Here is a 17,771-nt window from a genome sequence, read left to right as displayed (position 1 = left end):
TTGAATAACGCTGAAACACTATATCACTAAATTCGCTGATAGATCAAGGCTTTCACCTCATTAATGGGAATGTTTGAATTATTTGGTACATTGGTTTTTGACCCATTCGGGTTGCATATAAAACAAATTCTCCCACTTTCCATGGCTCGCTGCATCGGTCATTTGGCTGCCAAATAGACGGTGGAATAGGCTGTTCTCCTGTGTACGAACGTGCTAGGGTGATATGAGGTCGATAAGGTCGTTCCTCGGGTTTAAAACCCAGCGGTTCGGTAGCCTGGAGTATGGACTGGTACAGTTGATCCAGTGAATCACGCTGCCCGGTCACTCCCCTCCACAATACACGCGGAAATTCTTCACGACCAAAAAAACCTGCTTCTCCAATGCCGAGTGTGAACGGGTCATGCTCAGCTGCAGCTTGAACTAAAACCTGCTCAAGTTTCGGTATAACCGAGGTCTCCACATCACCCAAAAACTGAAGTGTCACGTGGTAATCTCTGAAATCACTCCATTTGCGAAAAGTCAGGTCTTTTAAATCCTGCTGCACCCAATAATGTAGCTTCTTCTTATGCTCATTCGGGAGAGCAATAGCTGTAAAAAGTCTTTGCGATTCATTTTTCATCAACCTATACCTCCTTTCCTAATGGATATTTGTGGATATCTCAAAAAGTAGCTGTTTGGATTGTCCCTGATCAGGGTAAAGCCATTTGTTGTTATATATAATGACACTGCGAGCTCGTTTTTACCCTCCTTATGCAATTTTTTCGGCAATCTGTTATTCTTGAAAGGATGGTTCGCCAGAATATATTGGAAACTCCAAGGAATCAAAAATCGAGGAGGCTATGAACTATGGGAAACATTTTAAGCTTACATCAACTTACGGAAGAGCAAAAAAAACAAGTTCGTGCAACGGCTCCGGGCTACGAGTTGATTATTGGCAAAGCTCAGTCATTGGAGTCTAGACAAATCCGGGAGGCCGAGGTTATTCTAGGCTGGTCCAAGCATATTGCCGAAGAGGCATTACATCCAGACAGCAAGCTGAAATGGATACAAACCTGGTCGGCTGGGATTGATAAGCTACCGCTTACCGAATTGGAGAAGCGTAACATTTTACTAACGAATACAAGTGGTGTGCATGCAATTCCAATTACAGAGCAGACCTTTGGCATGCTGCTATCGCATACACGTTATTTACAGCAAGCAGCTCTCTTGCAACGTCAGAAAACATGGCAGCCACCGAAAGGCCAACTGATGGAATTACGTGGTAAAACGCTGTTGATTACAGGCGTTGGCGAAATTGGCCGTGAAACAGCACGGATTGCAGAAGCCTTTGGCATGCGGGTGATCGGAGTCCGCCGTTCTGGCAAGGAAGCTCCCCATGTAGAGCACATGTATACTAACGAACAACTACACGAAGCATTGGGAGCAGCGGATATCGTGGTAAATATATTGCCATTCACCGAGGAAACCTATCACTTTTTTGACGAAAAAGCATTTGCAACTATGCGTAAGGGTGCCTTCTTCATTAATGTAGGTCGCGGTGGCACCGTTCATACGGATGCGCTTGTACGCTCTTTGGAACAAAAGCATATTGCCTTTGCCGGACTGGATGTATTCGAGGAAGAACCGCTACCTGCTTCACATCCCCTATGGAGTCTGGACCATGTCTTGATCACACCGCATATTGCAGGCGATACGGACCGATATGCCGAACGGGCGGTGGATATTTTTCTTACTAATTTGAATGCCTATGCCGCTGATCAGGAGTTACCGCTGAATTTGGTTAACTACAAAACTCAGTATTAATACGCTACTTACAGATCCAGATTTCCCGACTCATACCTGTCTTATGTATGCGGCATTGCTCCGTAAGGGTCCAGCCTGACTCGGATAACAATGTTTCCATCGGCTCCGTGCTCACGACCACTGCCCGCGCGGCCAAGCGTCTCAGACTGCGCAGCATCTTCTTTTGTTCATCCGCCGGGAGCACGGAGCACAGGTTATAGGGCATATCCAATATGGCCGCATCGTATGTGCCTTCGAGCATATTCATATCCCCGAGCTTCACTAGATCTTCTTCAAATCCAAAATGACGCAAATTCACTCGTGCCCCACGCACCGCCAACGGGTTGATATCACAACCGCGAATATCCTTCCCCATGCTCAATGCCTCAATCATTACATTGCCCATACCACAACACGGGTCTAGCAGTTTCAATGAGCCTGACTCTCCCTTTGCGGCTGTTAGATCAGTTGCTGCCAAATTCACAAGTGCCCTAGCTACCAGAACGGGTAGTCCAGTAGAATAATTTTGCGGCTTCTGACGACGCTCCTGCCACGATCTGTCGCTATACTGACACGTGCCCAGTAGCCACCGTTCTCCTATCCGAATAACACCAAGGGTGATATCCGGTGTCTTCATTTGCGCCTGGCCATGAATGCGTGCACCAATTCGGCGTTCGATCCCGCGCCGCTCGTCATAGTCGGCCTCATGGTCACCTTCTTTAAGGCACAACACCTTGAAAGTCTTTCCTTCCTCAATTTGTAACATAGAGGTTGCTTCGCATAGCTCTTCCAGCGTTCCCGCATCTGTCATTACATCCAGCCGAAGATGAATAAACGGGCTGGTCCCCGGCTCCAGCCGCCGATGGGACAACAGGATGGAGTCCTGCACGGGCGGCTGACCGAACAAGCATTTCAATTCCAAAAGACACAACTCACGCTCTGTTTCATGACACGCATAGGTATATATGTAGCTTGGTTTCATTTCTTCGATATTCGTTTTCTGTTTATTCATGTCATATCTCTTTTCATTTGGAATCAAGGCTAGAATTTACAGCCTCCGCTATTAGACGGTAGGAGTGAAGCCGCTGCTCATAATCGGGAATCGGTGTGACCAACAGAAACTCATCATTATCATATTTAATCTGCAAGCCGCGTAACCGTTCGGCAATATCCGACGGCGTTCCCACTAGCCAGCTGGCTCGCATTGCCGGGTCGCCCAATGAAATCTGAATAGCCCATTGCTGCGCCAGTTCATTCGTCAAGGCACATACTGCTCCTACAGCCACCATGGTACGTGGCTTGTCCATCCGGTTGGATGGCTGAAAGCTGGAGCGGTAAATGCTTAGCATTTCTTCCGTTTGCTGTTCACTCATAAACTGACCGAATACATAGCCTGTTGAATACTGGGCGGCATATTCGGCACTTTTTCGGTTTGTACCTAGCATCCACACTGCTGGCGGCTGTTCAGGCATCGGCCGGGCAAACACAGGTACCTGTTCATACTCGTAAGTACCTTCCAGCAAAGCCAATAGAGCTTCCATCGTCTGTGGCAGCTCCGCCACATGTTGAAGAAAATTACCGCTCAGTGCCATCGAAGCATGAGGTCCCCCACCAGGTGCTCTCCCCAGGCCCAATTCGACTCTGCCAGGATATAGAGCGGCCAGTAGATGAAACCATTCCGCGACCTTGACTGGACTATAATGCGGGAGCAAAATAGCACCCGCACCCAGTTTAATTGTCTTCGTCACCGCCCCGATATGCGACAGCAGCACTTCCGGGCTGGAGGAAGCCAGCCCCTCCATATCATGGTGCTCCGAGGTCCAGTAGCGTGTATATCCCCATGCTTCTGCCTGTCTCGCTAGTTCACCAGCTCGTTGAACCGCCTGCTCCGGGCGGTTACCGGGCAGCAACGGCACCATATCGAGCACACCGAGATTCAACCTTTTTATAGATAAAGGCCGAGATTGCATAGACACATTCCTCCCTCCTGCTATCCTTTACAAACCAGTTCCTTCTACTATATAGGGGAAATTTAAAGGTCAATCCAGATCATAAATGGAACCCACCTTCAGACCGTATAACTCATTATAGATTTTTTCAGCAAAAGCATCGGTCATACCTGCAATATAGTCTATGACCATATGCTCCCATGTCCAGATCGGTTTCGCCTTGGCTTGGTCGCGCTCATAGCGCTGGAGCCAGTCGCTTGGAATAATAGATTTCGACGTTTCTGGGTCCAGAAACGCCAGCCACAGCCGTCTGAGCATCCACTCACTCCGTTTTTGCAGTCGCTGTACGCGCAGATCGCGGATCATCGTAACCCAAGCAAAGCTTTTCAACACACTCACAGTGCGCAGCATATCCAAATCTTCGCTTCCATCCCGCACGAAGGTTACCTTTTTCCAATTTCCATCATCAATTACACCCAAGCTGCTGACAAACAGGCTGACCCAGTATGCCTTCACTTCACGGCGAGTACGGGAATAATCGTGTTCACACATCGGCATCTTGCCATTCCACACCTTCAAAAATTCGCTCAGCACAGCCGCTACCTTCTGCTCAATCTGAGCCAGTTGCCAGCCTTGCCAGAAGCTATCCTCCAACGTGGTGATTTTCTCCGTAATCAGACGAATTAAATACGGATCATATAAGAAATGCTCGTGCACCTCGATTTTCCCAGCCTTAATCCCATCCTCCAGATCATGCGCAGAATAAGCGATATCGTCGCACAGGTCCATAAGCTGGGCTTCTAGCGTCTTTTTACCATCAGGGATACCCCAATCCTCGCGGATAGAACGTATGTATTCCCACTCATGCAGGTACAACCCTTTTTTGTTCAGAATCCCCGGGTATGGGTATTTGTTGATCCCCAGTAACACGGCGTCCGACAAATTCAAACCATCCACGTTCTCACGCTTCTCCAAAAACATAATCAGTCGGAAATTGTGCGCGTTCCCTTCAAAATGCTCATAAATTTGTCGCTCACGCGCATAGGCCTCCTGTCCACGCTTAGACTCCGGTGTGAAGCCTCCGGCAGAGGATATCTTTTCTACCTTTGTTTCAATCAGTTGATCCAAAATCCCGTCCAGCACCTCTTCTCCCTTGTGTCCGAACGGTGGATGCCCAAAGTCATGTGCAATGGAAGCACATTCTACCACCTCAGGGTCAATGATCAGTCCTGCGTTATCTGCCTGTTCCAGCTCTACTTCGGGATGGCGGCGCAGCAAGCTTCGTGATGCTTCACGCGCAATTTGCGCTACCTCCAAAGAATGCGTCAGTCGTGTGCGGTAATAATCGCCCGTGCCTGCGCCAAACACCTGTGATTTACCCTGCAATCGCCGGAAAGTCGGTGAATGGATCAAACGGGAGTAGTCCCGTTCATATGCGGCCCGTGAAGCGTCGCTTCGTGTCTGTTCCGCAAATTGCCGATGCTCTCTCTTGTCCTGCCATGTCATAAAGCCCACTCCCTACGTACTCAATTGGAGTGATTATACATTTTTTTCGCGCCTCAGGAAAGCTCACATGAATTTCAGCTGTAAAAGTAACTTTTAGCGCCACTGCGCAGTCGGATGGTGCTTTCTACTCCAATACAAAAAATGTCATATAAAAAAGGTGTTCTCCAGCCATTTGCTTCAGGCCAGAGAACACCTCTTTCTCAGTTTTATATACCTCACCACTTTTGCTCTAACGCTTTGCCCTCGGGTCCAATACATCCCGCAGGCCGTCCCCCATCAGATTAAAGCCCAATACGGTCAGCATGATAGATACCCCCGGAAAAATAACTGTCCACGGCGCGTTCTGGATATATTGCCGCGAATCGGACAACATTTTACCCCACTCTGGCTCAGGAGGTTGTGCACCCAAGCCCAGAAATCCAAGCGCTGCCGCTTCAATGATGGCCGTTCCGATCCCCAACGTTCCCTGTACGATGATTGGTGTCAGGCTGTTAGGCAAAATATAGCGGAGGATGATTCTTGTATTATTGGCTCCAAGCGCTCTAGCAGAAGTGATATACTCCTCCGTTTTGACACTTAGCACCTTAGAGCGAACTAACCGTCCATAGGTTGGCACATTGACAATGGCAATGGCGTACAACGCATTTTCCAATGAAGGCCCTAAAATGGCCACAATAGCAATGGCCAGCAAAATCCCCGGAAATGCCAGTAAAATGTCGAATAGCCGCGAAATGGCCATATCTGCCCATTTTCCGTAAAATCCTGCGATTAAACCTAAGGCTGTTCCTACAATCATTGAACCAATAACAGACAAGAAACCGACCCACAACGAGATTCTGGCTCCATACAGCGTGCGAGTCAGTAAATCTCGACCGAGATCATCCGTACCGAACCAATGCTCCGCAGAAGGAGGCTGCAAACGGCTCACCAAATTTTGCTCTTTATAGTCAAAAGGTGCAATCCACGGCGCGATCAAAGCAATGATGACAAAGAAGATAATAATGCTCAGGCCGACGAACGCCATTTTATTGTGACGGAAAGCCCTCCATGCGTCTCTCCAAGGGCCAGTCACGACAGGCAAATGCGCCAATGTGCTGCGTGTCGTCGGTATGTTGTTGGGTTCCATTGAAAATTGTGACATCGGACAAGCTCCCCCTTGAACAATTGACGACTTGATTACTGATAACGGATACGCCGGTCGAGCACCGCGTACAGCAAATCGACAATCAGATTAATGATGACGAACAGGAACGCTATGATCAGAATTCCGCTTTGAATAACCGGATAGTCACGCGAGCTGATCGCTTCAAAAATGTACCGTCCGATGCCGGGCCAGGCAAAAATGGTTTCTGTTAGTACCGCGCCTCCCAGTAGTGATCCAGTCTGAAGACCGATGACAGTAAGTACGGGGATCGCAGCATTTTTAAGCGCATGTTTGTACACAACTTGAAAAGATGCCAGCCCCTTCGCCCGAGCCGTACGGATATAGTCCGCATCCATAACCTCGAGCATGCTGGAACGAGTAATGCGCGCAATGACCGCCATTGGAATCGTTCCAAGTGCGATACTGGGCAGGATCAAATGCTTGATGACGGTCCATACCTGATCCATACGCCCACCTATGAACGCATCAATCACGGCTAAATGTGTCACAGCTTCCACCGGATCACGGGAATTCATGCGTCCGATGGAAGGAAGCCAATGCAGTTTATTTGCAAAGATCCACTGCTCCATCAAGCCCAGCCAAAAAATCGGCATCGATACTCCGACCAGTGCAATGACCATGCTCACATAGTCAAACCAGGAATTTCGCTTCCAGGCACTCACGATGCCGGCATTCATTCCGACTACAACGGCAAAAAACATGCTTGCTACTGTCAACTCCAGCGTAGCCGCCAGATAAGGGACCATTTCCCGGGCAATCGGCTGCTTGGTGCGAATGGAATCGCCCAAGTCCCCTTGTGCCAACTCACCTAAATAGGTCCCATATTGCTGTAACCACGGCTTATTCAGCCCCAATTGCTCACGTAGCGCCTGCTTGGACTGTTCCGTAGCCTTATCTCCCAGTATGGTTTCGGCCGGATCTCCCGGAATGGCATGAATAATGGAAAAAACGATGAGCGTCATGCCCAGTAATACAGGAATCAATATGGCCAGTCTTTTTACAATATATGAGTTCATATCCTATTCACCGCCTGCTTGCGTTTGGGCTATTCAAAATAAATATTTCCGTACGCTTCAATACCTGCCGGAGAAGGTACAAAACCCTTGAGATTCGCTTTACCTGCCATCAGCGGTGTGCTGTGAACCAATGGAATCCACGGCGCATCCTGTTTAATAATCACTTGTGCTTCTTTATACATTTCCGCACGCTTGTCCTGATCGACCTCAACCTGCGCCTTCACCAATATTTTGTGGAGTTCCTCATTCACATAAAAACTACGGTTATTGCCTGGGATCGTATCCTTGTCCAGCAATGTGTAAAGGAAATTATCCGGGTCGCCATTGTCCCCGTTCCAACCCAGCATGTACAGATCATCCTTTTTCCCCGCCTTAAGATCATCCAGATACGTAGCCCATTCCGGGGATTGGATGTTTACTTTGACGCCTATTTTTTCAAAATCGGCTTGAATGGCCTCTGCCACCTTTTTGCCGTCAGGCATATAAGGACGAGATACGGGCATTGCATAGAAGGTTAAAGGCTCGGGGAGCCCGTTAGGAAAGCCCGCTTCCGCCAGCAAAGATTTAGCCTTATCCAGATCATAGGCGTAGTCCTGAATACTATCGTTGTACCCCCATAACGTAGGTGGCATCGGATTGACCGCAGGCTTGGCCTGCCCTGCAAACAATGCATCAATAATAGCCTGCTTGTTCACTGCGTGATTCAGTGCCTGCCGCACCTTGGGATTATTGAATGTTTTTTTCTTTAAATTAAAGCCAATGTACGCCACATTAAAGGAGGGACGTTCAATTTTCACCAAATCGCTATTGCCGTCTAACTGCTTTGCATCATCCGGGTTCAAATCCTCCATCAGGTCAATTTCCCCGTTTTGCAGAGCATTAAATCGTGCGGTATTGTCGGGTATGGAACGAACAATGATCTTAGCCAGCTTCGGCTGCCCCTCTTTCCAATAGTTTGGATTCTTCTCCAGCGTGATGGTATCGTTCCGTTTCCATTCCTTAAATACAAAAGGCCCCGTGCCGACCGGATTACTTTTGAAATCAGCCTTTTTCTCCTGAATAGCCTTGGGACTTGAAATACTAAAGGATGGCATAGCGATATTTTGTAAAAACGGCGCCTGCGGCTTGTTTAGTGTAAACTGGACGCTATTCGCATCTACCGCTTTAACCTCCTTAATCACCCTACTTCCTTCAGGACCGAACATAGAATCATAATAGTCAAACGAGTCACCTTCAAATTTGTATGGACTTTTCGGATCAGCCCAGCGGTCAAAGTTAAACACAACCGCTTCTGCGTTAAAGTCACTTCCATCATGGAATTTCACACCCTGACGCAGCTTGAACGTATAGACCAGTCCATCCGGTGATACTTCCCAGCTCTCTGCAAGCCCCGGTTGGATCTCCGTTGTATTTTCCTTATATTCCAGCAGTGTGTCGAACACTTGCATTCCGATTTTTAGCGACTCGCTTTCAGTCACAATAGCAGGATCTAGCGCCACGGAATCTCCACCGCGTCCATAAATGAGCGTGTCCTGCACGCCCTCTCCTGCTCCGCTTGGTGTTTTCCCTGCCTCTGGCTTTGCTCCTTCACCTGATCCCCCACAACCGGAAAGCGCCAAAACAGCTCCTAGCGCAAGCACCAGCAGAACGGTCCAGATTTTGTGTTTCGCATACTTTTTGCTCATGCAGCAAACCCCTTTCACACCTTATATATTGTTAATTCGTTGATACCGGATGAATGCCAATTCCTTTAGATTGACATGGCAAGCTTGTCCTCAAGCTGTGGTCCCAAATTCCGAGTTCATCAAATAGGTGTAGTAGGACAGAAGTGTTCATAATCTAGTGGTGTAAGAGATGCTGTAGGGTAATGAATAGATGTGATGTAATAAATAGAAAGAGGAGTATGTCAGGTCGTGGTGAAAGTGTGATATATACTCACAAACAGTGAATATTATGCTCAAACAAAGTTGATTATTGGATACTTTACTATAAAATCTGGAAGCAGACAAGGGGGTTTTTCATACATTACCATATGTTTTTATACATCATGTCAATTAATATTACAAACCAATTTATACAATCATATCAAATAAATACTCCTACTTGGAGTCTTCAACCTCCAAGCAGGAGTATGATCTTACCTCAAAAATGTATTCAGCACCAAACCTACAGTCACGGCTTGGGCTCCTTTTACGATAGAGAAATGATCGCCAGGCACTTTATGCGTGAACATTTCCCCCTTATAATACAATTCCCATCCTTTATATCCTAATTCCCAGGTATGTTCTGAAATAAACAAACATACAGAGGCCTTTACAGCTCGATCCGGCTGGTAGACATGCTGCATTTTCACCCAATGATTCACACTTTTAAAGCGTTCGAGTTCAGCTTATGTAGAAATCATGAAGAACATTACTTTACAATAAGTGCAGGCGGTTGCCTTTGAACCGCCTGTCAATTTACGTTTCAGGTGTATGGCTTGGTTCACATGAAAATAATCCCTTCCGGGCATAAGATTTGCAAAAGATCATTTATTTTTTTTAAACACACCCAGACGGTTCAGTACGACCAGTAAGCGATAAAAATCATAACTGCTTGGCAGTTTCGCATCCACAATCGGGCTTGCCGGATTAAATGCAACAGCGGCAGCCATCGCTTCCTTCGCCCAGGTCGGTACAGGAATAGCCTGACGTCCCTCCAATTCAGCTACCCGCTGATCCACCTTTTTAATATAAGCGCTTTGTTCATTCAACGTCTGCTTGAGCACATCTTTGCTGTTTTCAAGAGCGGCGACCTGTTGCTGCAGGGCCTTAAATGCCGCTTTTTCCTCTGCTGTCATTGGCTCATCCCCCTCTTCTCCTGCAAATGCTTGGCGTAGCTCGGCCTCTGTTCCGGCGTATACATTCAGGTCAACCGGCCCTTGAATTCCATCAACCCGTCCACTATCGCTGTATTGCCAAAAGTCCCAGTTCTTCCATGCTGTGGTGTCGCCGGGCACCCGTGTACTATAACGTGCAATCCACAGCTTATAACTATCCAATGACGCTTTGAAATGGGCGGCAAAAGCATTCCCTGTATATACCATCGGCTTACGGCCGCTTACCCGTTCAAATTCTGTTAAAAATGCCAACGCAACCTCATGAATCGCGGCCGAGCTAAGCCCTCCCGGATTATTTTCGTAATCCATGACCGCTGGCAAGTCCAGCGCTTTCGCACCACCCACCTGATCCAGCACCTCGGCGAAATGCCTGGCTTCCGCTTTTGCTGCATTTACAGTGGTTGCATCTACAAAATGGTAAGCTCCCAGCAGAATCCCGGCTGCCTTGATCCCTTTTGCATTCGTGATAAATGTCGGATCGACGTAACGCTGTCCTTGACTCGCTTTAATAAATGCAAACGATTTACCATCGGCTCGTACACGCTTCCAATCAATTGTTCCCTGATATCGGGACACGTCAATGCCTTCGGCAGCGTTAGGGCTGCGATTCTGCATAAGGCGTTCCCTCCTTATCATTCATAATGTTGTAGCTCACTTTGTCTCTGTTATCCATATGCTTGGACCATCCATACGGTCTGGGCTTTTCCACTTTTACACCGAAAAAAGGGCAAAAAGGTAGTCTGCCTATTTTGTAGTGGCCACTGGTGGTACTTTATGAAGCTTTATTTTCTTTGTCGGAAGGGTCGGTTGGCTTTATTTTTTCTCCACTCGACTTGGACTCAAAAATAGCTACCGCATTCCGCAAAATATCCGGCATCGGCACTCCCATTCTGCCCACATTTTCAATAATGGACAACAGCTCGTTCGCTAAATAAAAGAAAACGACGGCATCCCGGAAGTAATGTGCATCCCCGAGAATACCGTCGATTAGATGAGCTACCGTAATGAGCAAAAACACGGTAACCTTGCGAAAAATACCGTAATACCCCTGGCGGCTTTTTAGCTCCCCATTAATCCAGGCCGCTGCCCAGCCGGTGAAAAAGTCGATCACGACCATCCACCACAGCAACGTCAACATTGTGGTCCACCCCCCAAAAAAATAACCAATCAAGGTCCCCGTGGAAAACCCCAGCCAAATCTGATCGATCTTTTCATGCATGTTTGTTCCCCCTTTTTGAACCTAGGTGTAAAATGAATGCCCTTGGTTGTCCAAGGGCATTAAAAAAACGCTCTGCGCGGGCATTCTTTTTATACTTGTTGATTTTTGGCTAAATCCAAATTCGCCTTAACCATGTCTTGGAGCACTACTGGTACATCTTCTATTGAACGACGACCAGATAAAATAAGTTGTACGAAAGTTACTGCGAACGCTTTTTTAATTTTATTATCCAACGTATTACCTCCTCTGGTTATTATATTAAAGTAAATAGTACCTATCTTTAAAATTCTACTTAAACATTCTGCTGTGATATCACGAGCTGAATCAGCCCTGCAATTGTCTCTTTATTATCCAGATCAGCTTGTTTTAATATCTCAATTTCTTTTCGGAGCTGTTCCTCGAAAGTTGGCTTAGGGCTCGGTGCTGGAATCTTTTCGAAATCACCTGTATCCGGATGGAATTTACTCCCTAATACTTCGTATCCATTAACTTCAATTACTTTATCACCTGCTGGCGCTTCAATACTCTGTGATACTGCGAATATTACGCAATCATTATTATACTGAGCAAAATATTTCATATAACATCCCCACCTTAATTAAATTCTATGACTTCAAAACTTGCAAAAATATAATAATCTCCGCCTCTTGCATGAGTGAATTTGACTTGCGTTGGGCTTATAATGCTGGCCATATGGCTATCATCATCTCCGTAAGTTATTAAGTTCAACATTGCTTTTCCGACATTGACAGGTGCAATATTTACAATACCGTCAGGCACATTACTGGAAATACTAAATCTTTGTATGCTTTTCACAGAACCAGTCTCCTTTACACTATTAATAAGTTGTCTTAATTCATCACCTATTGCCTTTACCGCACTGGGAGTAGCTGCCTGATCTGTAGCTGTGCTCCCGGTAGATGTATTAAGTTGCACAATCCCCCTAGCCTGTGTGGATGCAGAAGGCAAATCCGATGCTGGGTGACTATGCTGCTTGGGAGCAGCGTACTGATCTGTATACTTCTTGGCATTCCCCTCTGTTGCACTCCATACCGCTTGCTTGGCTGCCGTAACATGGATCTCTGTGTTGCTGGCATGGTTGTCTAACGCTTCCTTGGAAGCAACACCGTTCCCAGCCGGGTCCTTTTTGATATTTTCAACCTGTGCGGCCAATTCCAGATCGTTAGCATAAAGGGTATCAATCGGTCCATTCAGGACGTCTGCATGTCCCTGGTCGGTAGTAACAAATCTGCGTGGCTGTTGTATGCTCATACTTCTTCATCCTCCTTAATAGATGTCTTCAATTTCAAAAACAAATTCCATATCACTATCCTTGATCTTATTGCTCATTGTACGGATAGCCGTCAGCTTCCCCGCTGAATCTACCAAAGCCAGCTCATTAATCGTCTCACCCGCCAATTCATTTTCTGCCAGTGAGCAAGTATATCGAATTGTTGCAGGCGCAATAAATTCAAAGCTCGTAATTTCCTTTTGAACCAGTTCCTTTTTCAACACCTGTTCTGTTCCATCCAAAGGCAGTGGCTTCCCTGCTTGATCCACACCTCCGCTACCAAACGCCATTTTTACTACTTTTGTCAGCGTTCCTCCCTCAGCGCGGGCACGAGCCACTTGTTCCCTTGCATATGCAGTCGTGACTGTCAAAACTTGTTCTGCCATACTTACCATCCTTTCTATCTTAAAAATAAAAGTTATATTGGTTTAGATTGAAATGACTTTCTCGGTTGAGCTTAACATCTGACTACCGTCAAGCTTCATACTTCCATCTAACTTCCAATAATGGTCTCGAATTATCATTCTGCCTTCCTGATGATGATCCACTCGATGCTTGATGACTAGTTTTGTATGGTTCAAATAGCGCATAGGTTCCTCTGTCCACCCGGACAAAGAAGCTATTCCGTTCAGTAACTCGACACCATCTAAATACCATGGCTTCCCACCAAAAAAGCGAACTCTTGAACGTAATCGAATACGAGAAACCATTTCATTCTCATGAAGAAATGCAAGCCTAGTTTTGTTATTCATATAAAAAGCAAGATGAGCAGGCTTAATATCCTCGATGATCTTTTTGAAATCAATCATATTTTCAGGGATTCTATTTTCAAAGCTTATACCAAACTTGTACTCAGCCGGATAAAAATCTACTTCCCCATCGACACCAAATGAGCTCATGATTTTCCGTATTAAATCCCCTGAAAATTTGCCACTCCCACGAAGTTTTGACTCCACAACGGATCGCCTCTGTTCCAGCGGCTTTTCCAAATGGATCGGGATACTCAACTCCATTTCCCAGCGTTCAAGCCCCCAAGTGGCGGAGCGAACAAAAAACTGGGCTAACGTGTCATCTAGCGCAAGGTATAGAGCATCTAGTTCGCTACCCTTTGCATCCATATCGACGTGCATAACACGGGATGCTTCGTAATATGCAGGAAGATAGGAAAACAGCTCCGGTCCCCGCGAACTGAACATTCGTTTACTAAAATCATCCGTTACATCTTGGATAACAGTTTCTTTTTTTTCGTCAATATCCATCCATACTCACCATCCCCAGTTCTACCTCCTGACCGAATTGAATCGTTATAAAAGGATTGCTTTGTCTGTTCATTTTCAGCTTGGAGAAACCCATTATAATCAGATCCGTTCTTTCATACATGCTCGCTCCTCCTTTGAGTACAGGCATTTTTGCTCTCTGCTCTATACCGTTTTTTTACGAAAAATAGAGCTATACCATTTAACCGGTTCTCGCTGTGCACTGGAAACCCCCATAGATGACGATTCCTCTACGTTATCCAATACCAGATCAGAACGATGGGACAAAATCATTTCCTCCACTTGTTTACGTTGTTTTTCATCTAAAGCGTAGCATCCAATGATAGCTGCTATATTACCTTCTCCCCGGTCATAGCGGGTAACACAAGCATAAGCACAAATACGCAATTGAGTCTCTGTTAAAGCAGTCATAGTTATGACCTCATCTCTTTTTAAATAAGAATTTTGCGGCTAAACAGGAGTCAGTACATGGTTATTTTCCTGTGTTACCAAGCATGAGCTGGGTCAGCGTTACTTCGAGATCTGCAATACGCTGGTTCAATTGATCTGTCTCACTTGGCTGTTGCTCTGCTTTTTGTGTCAGTTCCTTAATTGCTTCCTCACTCAATCCTTCACTCCAGAACGTCGTTGGGTCTCTTCGTTCTGGAGTCGAAAAAGCCGGAGCAGAATATATAGGTTCGTCTCCACGTTCATTTCCCAGCTTGTTTTGCCATTCAACATGCAACTTCTGAAATGAAGCTTGCGATTCCTTACTAATTTTCTCGTACTTCTTTTGTGCCTCAATCAGAGTTTCGTTATATTCTGCTTCATAGGTCAACCAGCCTTGAATATCAAACAGAGGATGATATAAGCCCGGTGGAACTGGAATACCAACCGTATAGCCAGCAGGGCTGGTTTCTGTATTCTCTTCATCAATGGCACTCGATTTATCGGTAGTACGCATATAGATGTCTTGTTGCTGGTCTGTGTCAGATAGTATGAGTGAAGATGGAGCATAAAAAGGGACGATACCCGAAAAGGCATCGTCCACTAGCTTGTCCTCCAGATAGAGGCCATCTGTATTTACTTTAGGTACTGCTTTCATATATTATCCTCCTTAAACTTCTGCTATAAATTGAACGGCATCTAAACGTATCCAACCATAGCCCCCTCTGCCTACTACTTCAACACGTCCGTCAGAGGATATTGCAATTACGGCAGTTTTGTCAGCGGACACCGCATCAGATGCTGCGCAGGTTAATACCGTTAGTATTTTTGGCCTGTATCCTTCCGGCAACCTAAAACATGTAACGGTTGCATTAGAAGTCGGTACCTTTATTGACCCGTGCATCTTAATAAGATTATCTGACATTTTAAGGTACTGAGGCCACATATCCACTGAGGATGTTTCTGCTGTAACGCCATTAAGCAACGTGGGTGTAATCCAGGAAGGGCTATCCTTGTCCGCCTTTTTGTTCTCCACCACAGACAGGCGCAAATTTGCTTGTTGCACACAGTCTATCAAATCCAACAGCAGTGTCTTTTCGTTGGCTGCGTAGATTCCTGTGAACGGCACAACGGGTGAGAGACCAACCATAAAGTACGTGACACTGTAGGCCGATACTCTGTCGCTATCCGATGCATTCAAAAGTTGCGATAACGTACCTGCACTCGTGATCCATCCGACGCCCTTAGTCCATCTTGTGTCTAAGACCCCATCTTTGTATACCGTCAACGGTTGTATAGACCTGTTCCTGAGCAAGCGCGCGCTAAAGCTGGCGTTATTTATGTTCATCCTGTTGCCGAACATAGTTCCTGTCTCCATAAATACGTCGGCAGGCTCGCGCAACACAATTCCCGTACCTACTTCAACCTGATTGTCTCCCGCAACGAACGTTAGTTGCCCTTCGGATATGATAGGCTCTGCTGTAGGCGTTGCGAGTTTGTATACGAGTTGGTATGCCGACCAATTTCCATATCTTACGTACGACAAGGATGTTATCGCTGTTGTCGGCAAAGTAGTTACGTACAGCGTTGCTGCGGCCCCGTTCGAATCGTAGATAGAATCAAGCGGACACCACGCCTTCCCTACTGCCTCATTGTTAAACGGCTTACTAACGTCTCCTTGACCAGCCAAATACATCTTCCAGCCCATAAAATACGCCTTTATTTCGTCTGTTGTAGGTGTGTAGTTATCTCCCCATCCACTGTCTGCGCTAGAAATGGACAGACCCACAACACCAGATTCTGGGCTAAGGTGGGATTGATCCGGCCCGCTTAACGGGAAAACATGCTGAACCAACTTACCGTCAAACTTTGTTATCCTCTCACTGTCAACCATTCCATTAGTGGCAGGTATCCGCACAACTTTGTAGCCTGCGGCTGAATCGAAGTAACCCCAGGGTAGCGAGCCGTCAAGCGTCATACTGTGCCAACGTTTGCTTTTATAATATTGCCCATCACGTTCAAACACTGTATCAGCATTAGCCCCTGTAACTGGATCGGCGTACAGGTCTGTTTGCAGTGCCAGCATGGAGTCTTCATGCTGCTTGAATGGTTTGGCAATACTGCCGATGTTGAACATAAAGTCTGAAATCGTTACTTCGGCAGTGGATGTGCCTAACAAGCGGATCACTACACCTTTAGTACCTGCCGGAACTGTGAATGTATAAGATATAATTCCACTACCTGTTACATTACCGATAACCGCAGTCTCGTTTTGCATATTTACATGTATTCTACCCGTTGCTCCACTCGACTGAGCGGAAACCGTGTAAGCCTGACCCGGAACTAATGGGTAGATGGAAGATATCATTATATTCGAAGAAGAAACAACAACATTTCGATTATCTTTAATAAGAGGTGTTCCGACCGTAGCGTCCCAAGAATAAAAAGAGTGTGGGGCCAAATTCTCCCCGTACCGGACCGCGTATGGATTACGCACAGGCATTACACTATCTACATAAGGATATTTGTTGTCAATTTGATCGTCGGTCATCGTTGCTAATGCTGCATATTCTGCTGCAGAAATCTCATAGATACGCGCAGCCTCAAAATAAGAATACTGTCCTACAGTACCCTGTGTTACCAAATCTATGTTAGTAATAATATCGCTGGTAGGTGCCAGCCTAAACCAAGCCGTAGCAAAGTTAGTCTTATCCGTAACTACAACTTTCGATTCTACCAGAGCATTCGGAGCCGAGATTCCTGCATCTATAGCGTTACCTACTTTAGCTCTTACAATTGCAACATAGTATTTCCCAGCTAAAAATTTAAAATTACTATAAAACCCCACTCCAACGGTATATCCAGGCTTGATCGTTACTTTTAACGAATTAGGCATTGTCCCTTTATTCAAAGTATCTAGCGCTATATCAGCTTGATACGGTGTTACCACCCTTAAGCTACTCAAATTCCCCCATCTTCCCAACAAATTCACCAACGTACGCCCGCTCATCCCCGTCAGCGAAAACGGCGATGCCTTTTCCGCATGAACAATTTGCACCCCGGGTTCGAGAGTCACCGCCTTACGCTCCGTCGTATCCAGACGCTTCTTGATCTCATTCACACCATCATTCACATCACCTGCGAAATCGTCTACAGCTCGCCAGTTTTGATCCAAATACTTCTCCAGGTCAAAATACGTGGTTTTGGGCGATGTGCGGTCAATTTGATTTAAGCCAAGATTTGGTGTCTTTTCGCTTGCCAT

General features: G+C 46.2%; 19 protein-coding genes. 1 reads left to right on the top strand and 18 read right to left on the bottom strand.

The annotated features are described in order from the left end of the window. Positions 1-52 precede the first annotated feature (52 nt). Positions 53-619: an RNA 2',3'-cyclic phosphodiesterase gene (gene thpR, locus AOU00_RS18625; protein WP_069291321.1), complete on the bottom strand. Its 567-nt coding sequence runs from the start codon at positions 617-619 to the stop codon at positions 53-55. Between the two features lie 227 nt (positions 620-846). On the opposite strand from thpR, the gene AOU00_RS18620 reads away from it, so the two are divergent. After that, on the top strand, positions 847-1,803 hold the full coding sequence (locus AOU00_RS18620; RefSeq protein ID WP_069291320.1) for a D-2-hydroxyacid dehydrogenase: 957 nt from the start codon (positions 847-849) through the stop codon (positions 1,801-1,803). A 4-nt stretch (positions 1,804-1,807) separates the two neighbouring features. Here the strand turns inward: AOU00_RS18620 and AOU00_RS18615 are convergent, their stop codons facing one another. The 17 genes from AOU00_RS18615 to AOU00_RS18540 all read right to left on the bottom strand — a co-directional run bounded on the left by AOU00_RS18615 (position 1,808) and on the right by AOU00_RS18540 (position 17,771). Then, a complete protein-coding gene (locus AOU00_RS18615; protein WP_069291319.1) occupies positions 1,808-2,794 on the bottom strand; it encodes a TRM11 family SAM-dependent methyltransferase in 987 nt (328 codons plus the stop codon). A gap of 13 nt (positions 2,795-2,807) precedes the next feature. Further along, complete coding sequence (locus AOU00_RS18610; RefSeq protein ID WP_069291318.1) at positions 2,808-3,752, bottom strand: MsnO8 family LLM class oxidoreductase; 945 nt, start codon at positions 3,750-3,752, stop codon at positions 2,808-2,810. Positions 3,753-3,821: 69 nt separating this feature from the next. Continuing rightward, positions 3,822-5,237, bottom strand: coding sequence for a deoxyguanosinetriphosphate triphosphohydrolase family protein (locus AOU00_RS18605; protein WP_061830290.1), 1,416 nt, complete (start codon positions 5,235-5,237; stop codon positions 3,822-3,824). A 229-nt stretch (positions 5,238-5,466) separates the two neighbouring features. Then, positions 5,467-6,378: a nickel transporter permease gene (gene nikC, locus AOU00_RS18600; RefSeq protein WP_025720529.1), complete on the bottom strand. Its 912-nt coding sequence runs from the start codon at positions 6,376-6,378 to the stop codon at positions 5,467-5,469. A 35-nt stretch (positions 6,379-6,413) separates the two neighbouring features. Next, on the bottom strand, positions 6,414-7,418 hold the full coding sequence (locus tag AOU00_RS18595; protein ID WP_069291317.1) for an ABC transporter permease: 1,005 nt from the start codon (positions 7,416-7,418) through the stop codon (positions 6,414-6,416). Positions 7,419-7,447: 29 nt separating this feature from the next. Further along, positions 7,448-9,103: an ABC transporter substrate-binding protein gene (locus tag AOU00_RS18590; RefSeq protein WP_069291316.1), complete on the bottom strand. Its 1,656-nt coding sequence runs from the start codon at positions 9,101-9,103 to the stop codon at positions 7,448-7,450. 842 nt (positions 9,104-9,945) lie between these two features. Then, positions 9,946-10,911, bottom strand: coding sequence for a glycoside hydrolase family 25 protein (locus AOU00_RS18580; RefSeq protein ID WP_069291314.1), 966 nt, complete (start codon positions 10,909-10,911; stop codon positions 9,946-9,948). A 157-nt stretch (positions 10,912-11,068) separates the two neighbouring features. Then, positions 11,069-11,515: a phage holin family protein gene (locus AOU00_RS18575; RefSeq protein WP_040101929.1), complete on the bottom strand. Its 447-nt coding sequence runs from the start codon at positions 11,513-11,515 to the stop codon at positions 11,069-11,071. Positions 11,516-11,604: 89 nt separating this feature from the next. After that, positions 11,605-11,748, bottom strand: coding sequence for a CD1375 family protein (locus tag AOU00_RS26340; RefSeq protein WP_155765248.1), 144 nt, complete (start codon positions 11,746-11,748; stop codon positions 11,605-11,607). A gap of 59 nt (positions 11,749-11,807) precedes the next feature. Next, positions 11,808-12,095: a hypothetical protein gene (locus AOU00_RS18570; protein WP_061830295.1), complete on the bottom strand. Its 288-nt coding sequence runs from the start codon at positions 12,093-12,095 to the stop codon at positions 11,808-11,810. A gap of 14 nt (positions 12,096-12,109) precedes the next feature. Next, positions 12,110-12,787: a phage tail protein gene (locus tag AOU00_RS27160; RefSeq protein WP_237166206.1), complete on the bottom strand. Its 678-nt coding sequence runs from the start codon at positions 12,785-12,787 to the stop codon at positions 12,110-12,112. 15 nt (positions 12,788-12,802) lie between these two features. Continuing rightward, positions 12,803-13,192, bottom strand: coding sequence for a phage tail-collar fiber domain-containing protein (locus tag AOU00_RS18560; RefSeq protein WP_069291313.1), 390 nt, complete (start codon positions 13,190-13,192; stop codon positions 12,803-12,805). Positions 13,193-13,234: 42 nt separating this feature from the next. After that, the gene (locus tag AOU00_RS18555; RefSeq protein WP_069292085.1) at positions 13,235-14,002 is read right to left on the bottom strand and encodes a putative phage tail protein; all 768 of its coding nucleotides are present in this window, start codon (positions 14,000-14,002) and stop codon (positions 13,235-13,237) included. A 52-nt stretch (positions 14,003-14,054) separates the two neighbouring features. After that, complete coding sequence (locus AOU00_RS27495; RefSeq protein ID WP_257785347.1) at positions 14,055-14,186, bottom strand: hypothetical protein; 132 nt, start codon at positions 14,184-14,186, stop codon at positions 14,055-14,057. 41 nt (positions 14,187-14,227) lie between these two features. Beyond that, entirely contained in the window at positions 14,228-14,494 is a 267-nt protein-coding gene (locus AOU00_RS18550) for a hypothetical protein (RefSeq protein ID WP_069291312.1), read from the bottom strand. A gap of 61 nt (positions 14,495-14,555) precedes the next feature. Beyond that, the gene (locus tag AOU00_RS18545) at positions 14,556-15,167 is read right to left on the bottom strand and encodes a hypothetical protein (protein WP_069291311.1); all 612 of its coding nucleotides are present in this window, start codon (positions 15,165-15,167) and stop codon (positions 14,556-14,558) included. A gap of 12 nt (positions 15,168-15,179) precedes the next feature. Next, positions 15,180-17,771, bottom strand: a complete 2,592-nt coding sequence (locus AOU00_RS18540) for a hypothetical protein (RefSeq protein ID WP_069291310.1) — start codon at positions 17,769-17,771, stop codon at positions 15,180-15,182.

The sequence above is a fragment of the Paenibacillus polymyxa genome (assembly GCF_001719045.1).
In the GTDB taxonomy this organism is placed as follows: Bacteria; Bacillota; Bacilli; order Paenibacillales; family Paenibacillaceae; genus Paenibacillus; species Paenibacillus polymyxa_B.
This window is presented reverse-complemented; position numbering and strand designations above follow the sequence as displayed.

Coding starts and splice junctions, on each gene's coding strand:
- AOU00_RS18545 (WP_069291311.1), bottom strand. CDS start 15,167: ATGAAAGCAGTACCTAAAGTAAATACAGATGGCCTCTATCTGGAGGAC.
- AOU00_RS27495 (WP_257785347.1), bottom strand. CDS start 14,186: ATGTATGAAAGAACGGATCTGATTATAATGGGTTTCTCCAAGCTGAAA.
- AOU00_RS18605 (WP_061830290.1), bottom strand. CDS start 5,237: ATGACATGGCAGGACAAGAGAGAGCATCGGCAATTTGCGGAACAGACA.
- AOU00_RS18595 (WP_069291317.1), bottom strand. CDS start 7,418: ATGAACTCATATATTGTAAAAAGACTGGCCATATTGATTCCTGTATTA.
- AOU00_RS18555 (WP_069292085.1), bottom strand. CDS start 14,002: ATGTTCAGTTCGCGGGGACCGGAGCTGTTTTCCTATCTTCCTGCATAT.
- AOU00_RS18575 (WP_040101929.1), bottom strand. CDS start 11,515: ATGCATGAAAAGATCGATCAGATTTGGCTGGGGTTTTCCACGGGGACC.
- AOU00_RS18560 (WP_069291313.1), bottom strand. CDS start 13,192: ATGGCAGAACAAGTTTTGACAGTCACGACTGCATATGCAAGGGAACAA.
- AOU00_RS18580 (WP_069291314.1), bottom strand. CDS start 10,911: ATGCAGAATCGCAGCCCTAACGCTGCCGAAGGCATTGACGTGTCCCGA.
- AOU00_RS27160 (WP_237166206.1), bottom strand. CDS start 12,787: ATGAGCATACAACAGCCACGCAGATTTGTTACTACCGACCAGGGACAT.
- thpR (WP_069291321.1), bottom strand. CDS start 619: ATGAAAAATGAATCGCAAAGACTTTTTACAGCTATTGCTCTCCCGAAT.
- nikC (WP_025720529.1), bottom strand. CDS start 6,378: ATGTCACAATTTTCAATGGAACCCAACAACATACCGACGACACGCAGC.
- AOU00_RS18590 (WP_069291316.1), bottom strand. CDS start 9,103: ATGAGCAAAAAGTATGCGAAACACAAAATCTGGACCGTTCTGCTGGTG.
- AOU00_RS18540 (WP_069291310.1), bottom strand. CDS start 17,771: ATGGCAAGCGAAAAGACACCAAATCTTGGCTTAAATCAAATTGACCGC.
- AOU00_RS18570 (WP_061830295.1), bottom strand. CDS start 12,095: ATGAAATATTTTGCTCAGTATAATAATGATTGCGTAATATTCGCAGTA.
- AOU00_RS18550 (WP_069291312.1), bottom strand. CDS start 14,494: ATGACTGCTTTAACAGAGACTCAATTGCGTATTTGTGCTTATGCTTGT.
- AOU00_RS18615 (WP_069291319.1), bottom strand. CDS start 2,794: ATGAATAAACAGAAAACGAATATCGAAGAAATGAAACCAAGCTACATA.
- AOU00_RS18620 (WP_069291320.1), top strand. CDS start 847: ATGGGAAACATTTTAAGCTTACATCAACTTACGGAAGAGCAAAAAAAA.
- AOU00_RS18610 (WP_069291318.1), bottom strand. CDS start 3,752: ATGCAATCTCGGCCTTTATCTATAAAAAGGTTGAATCTCGGTGTGCTC.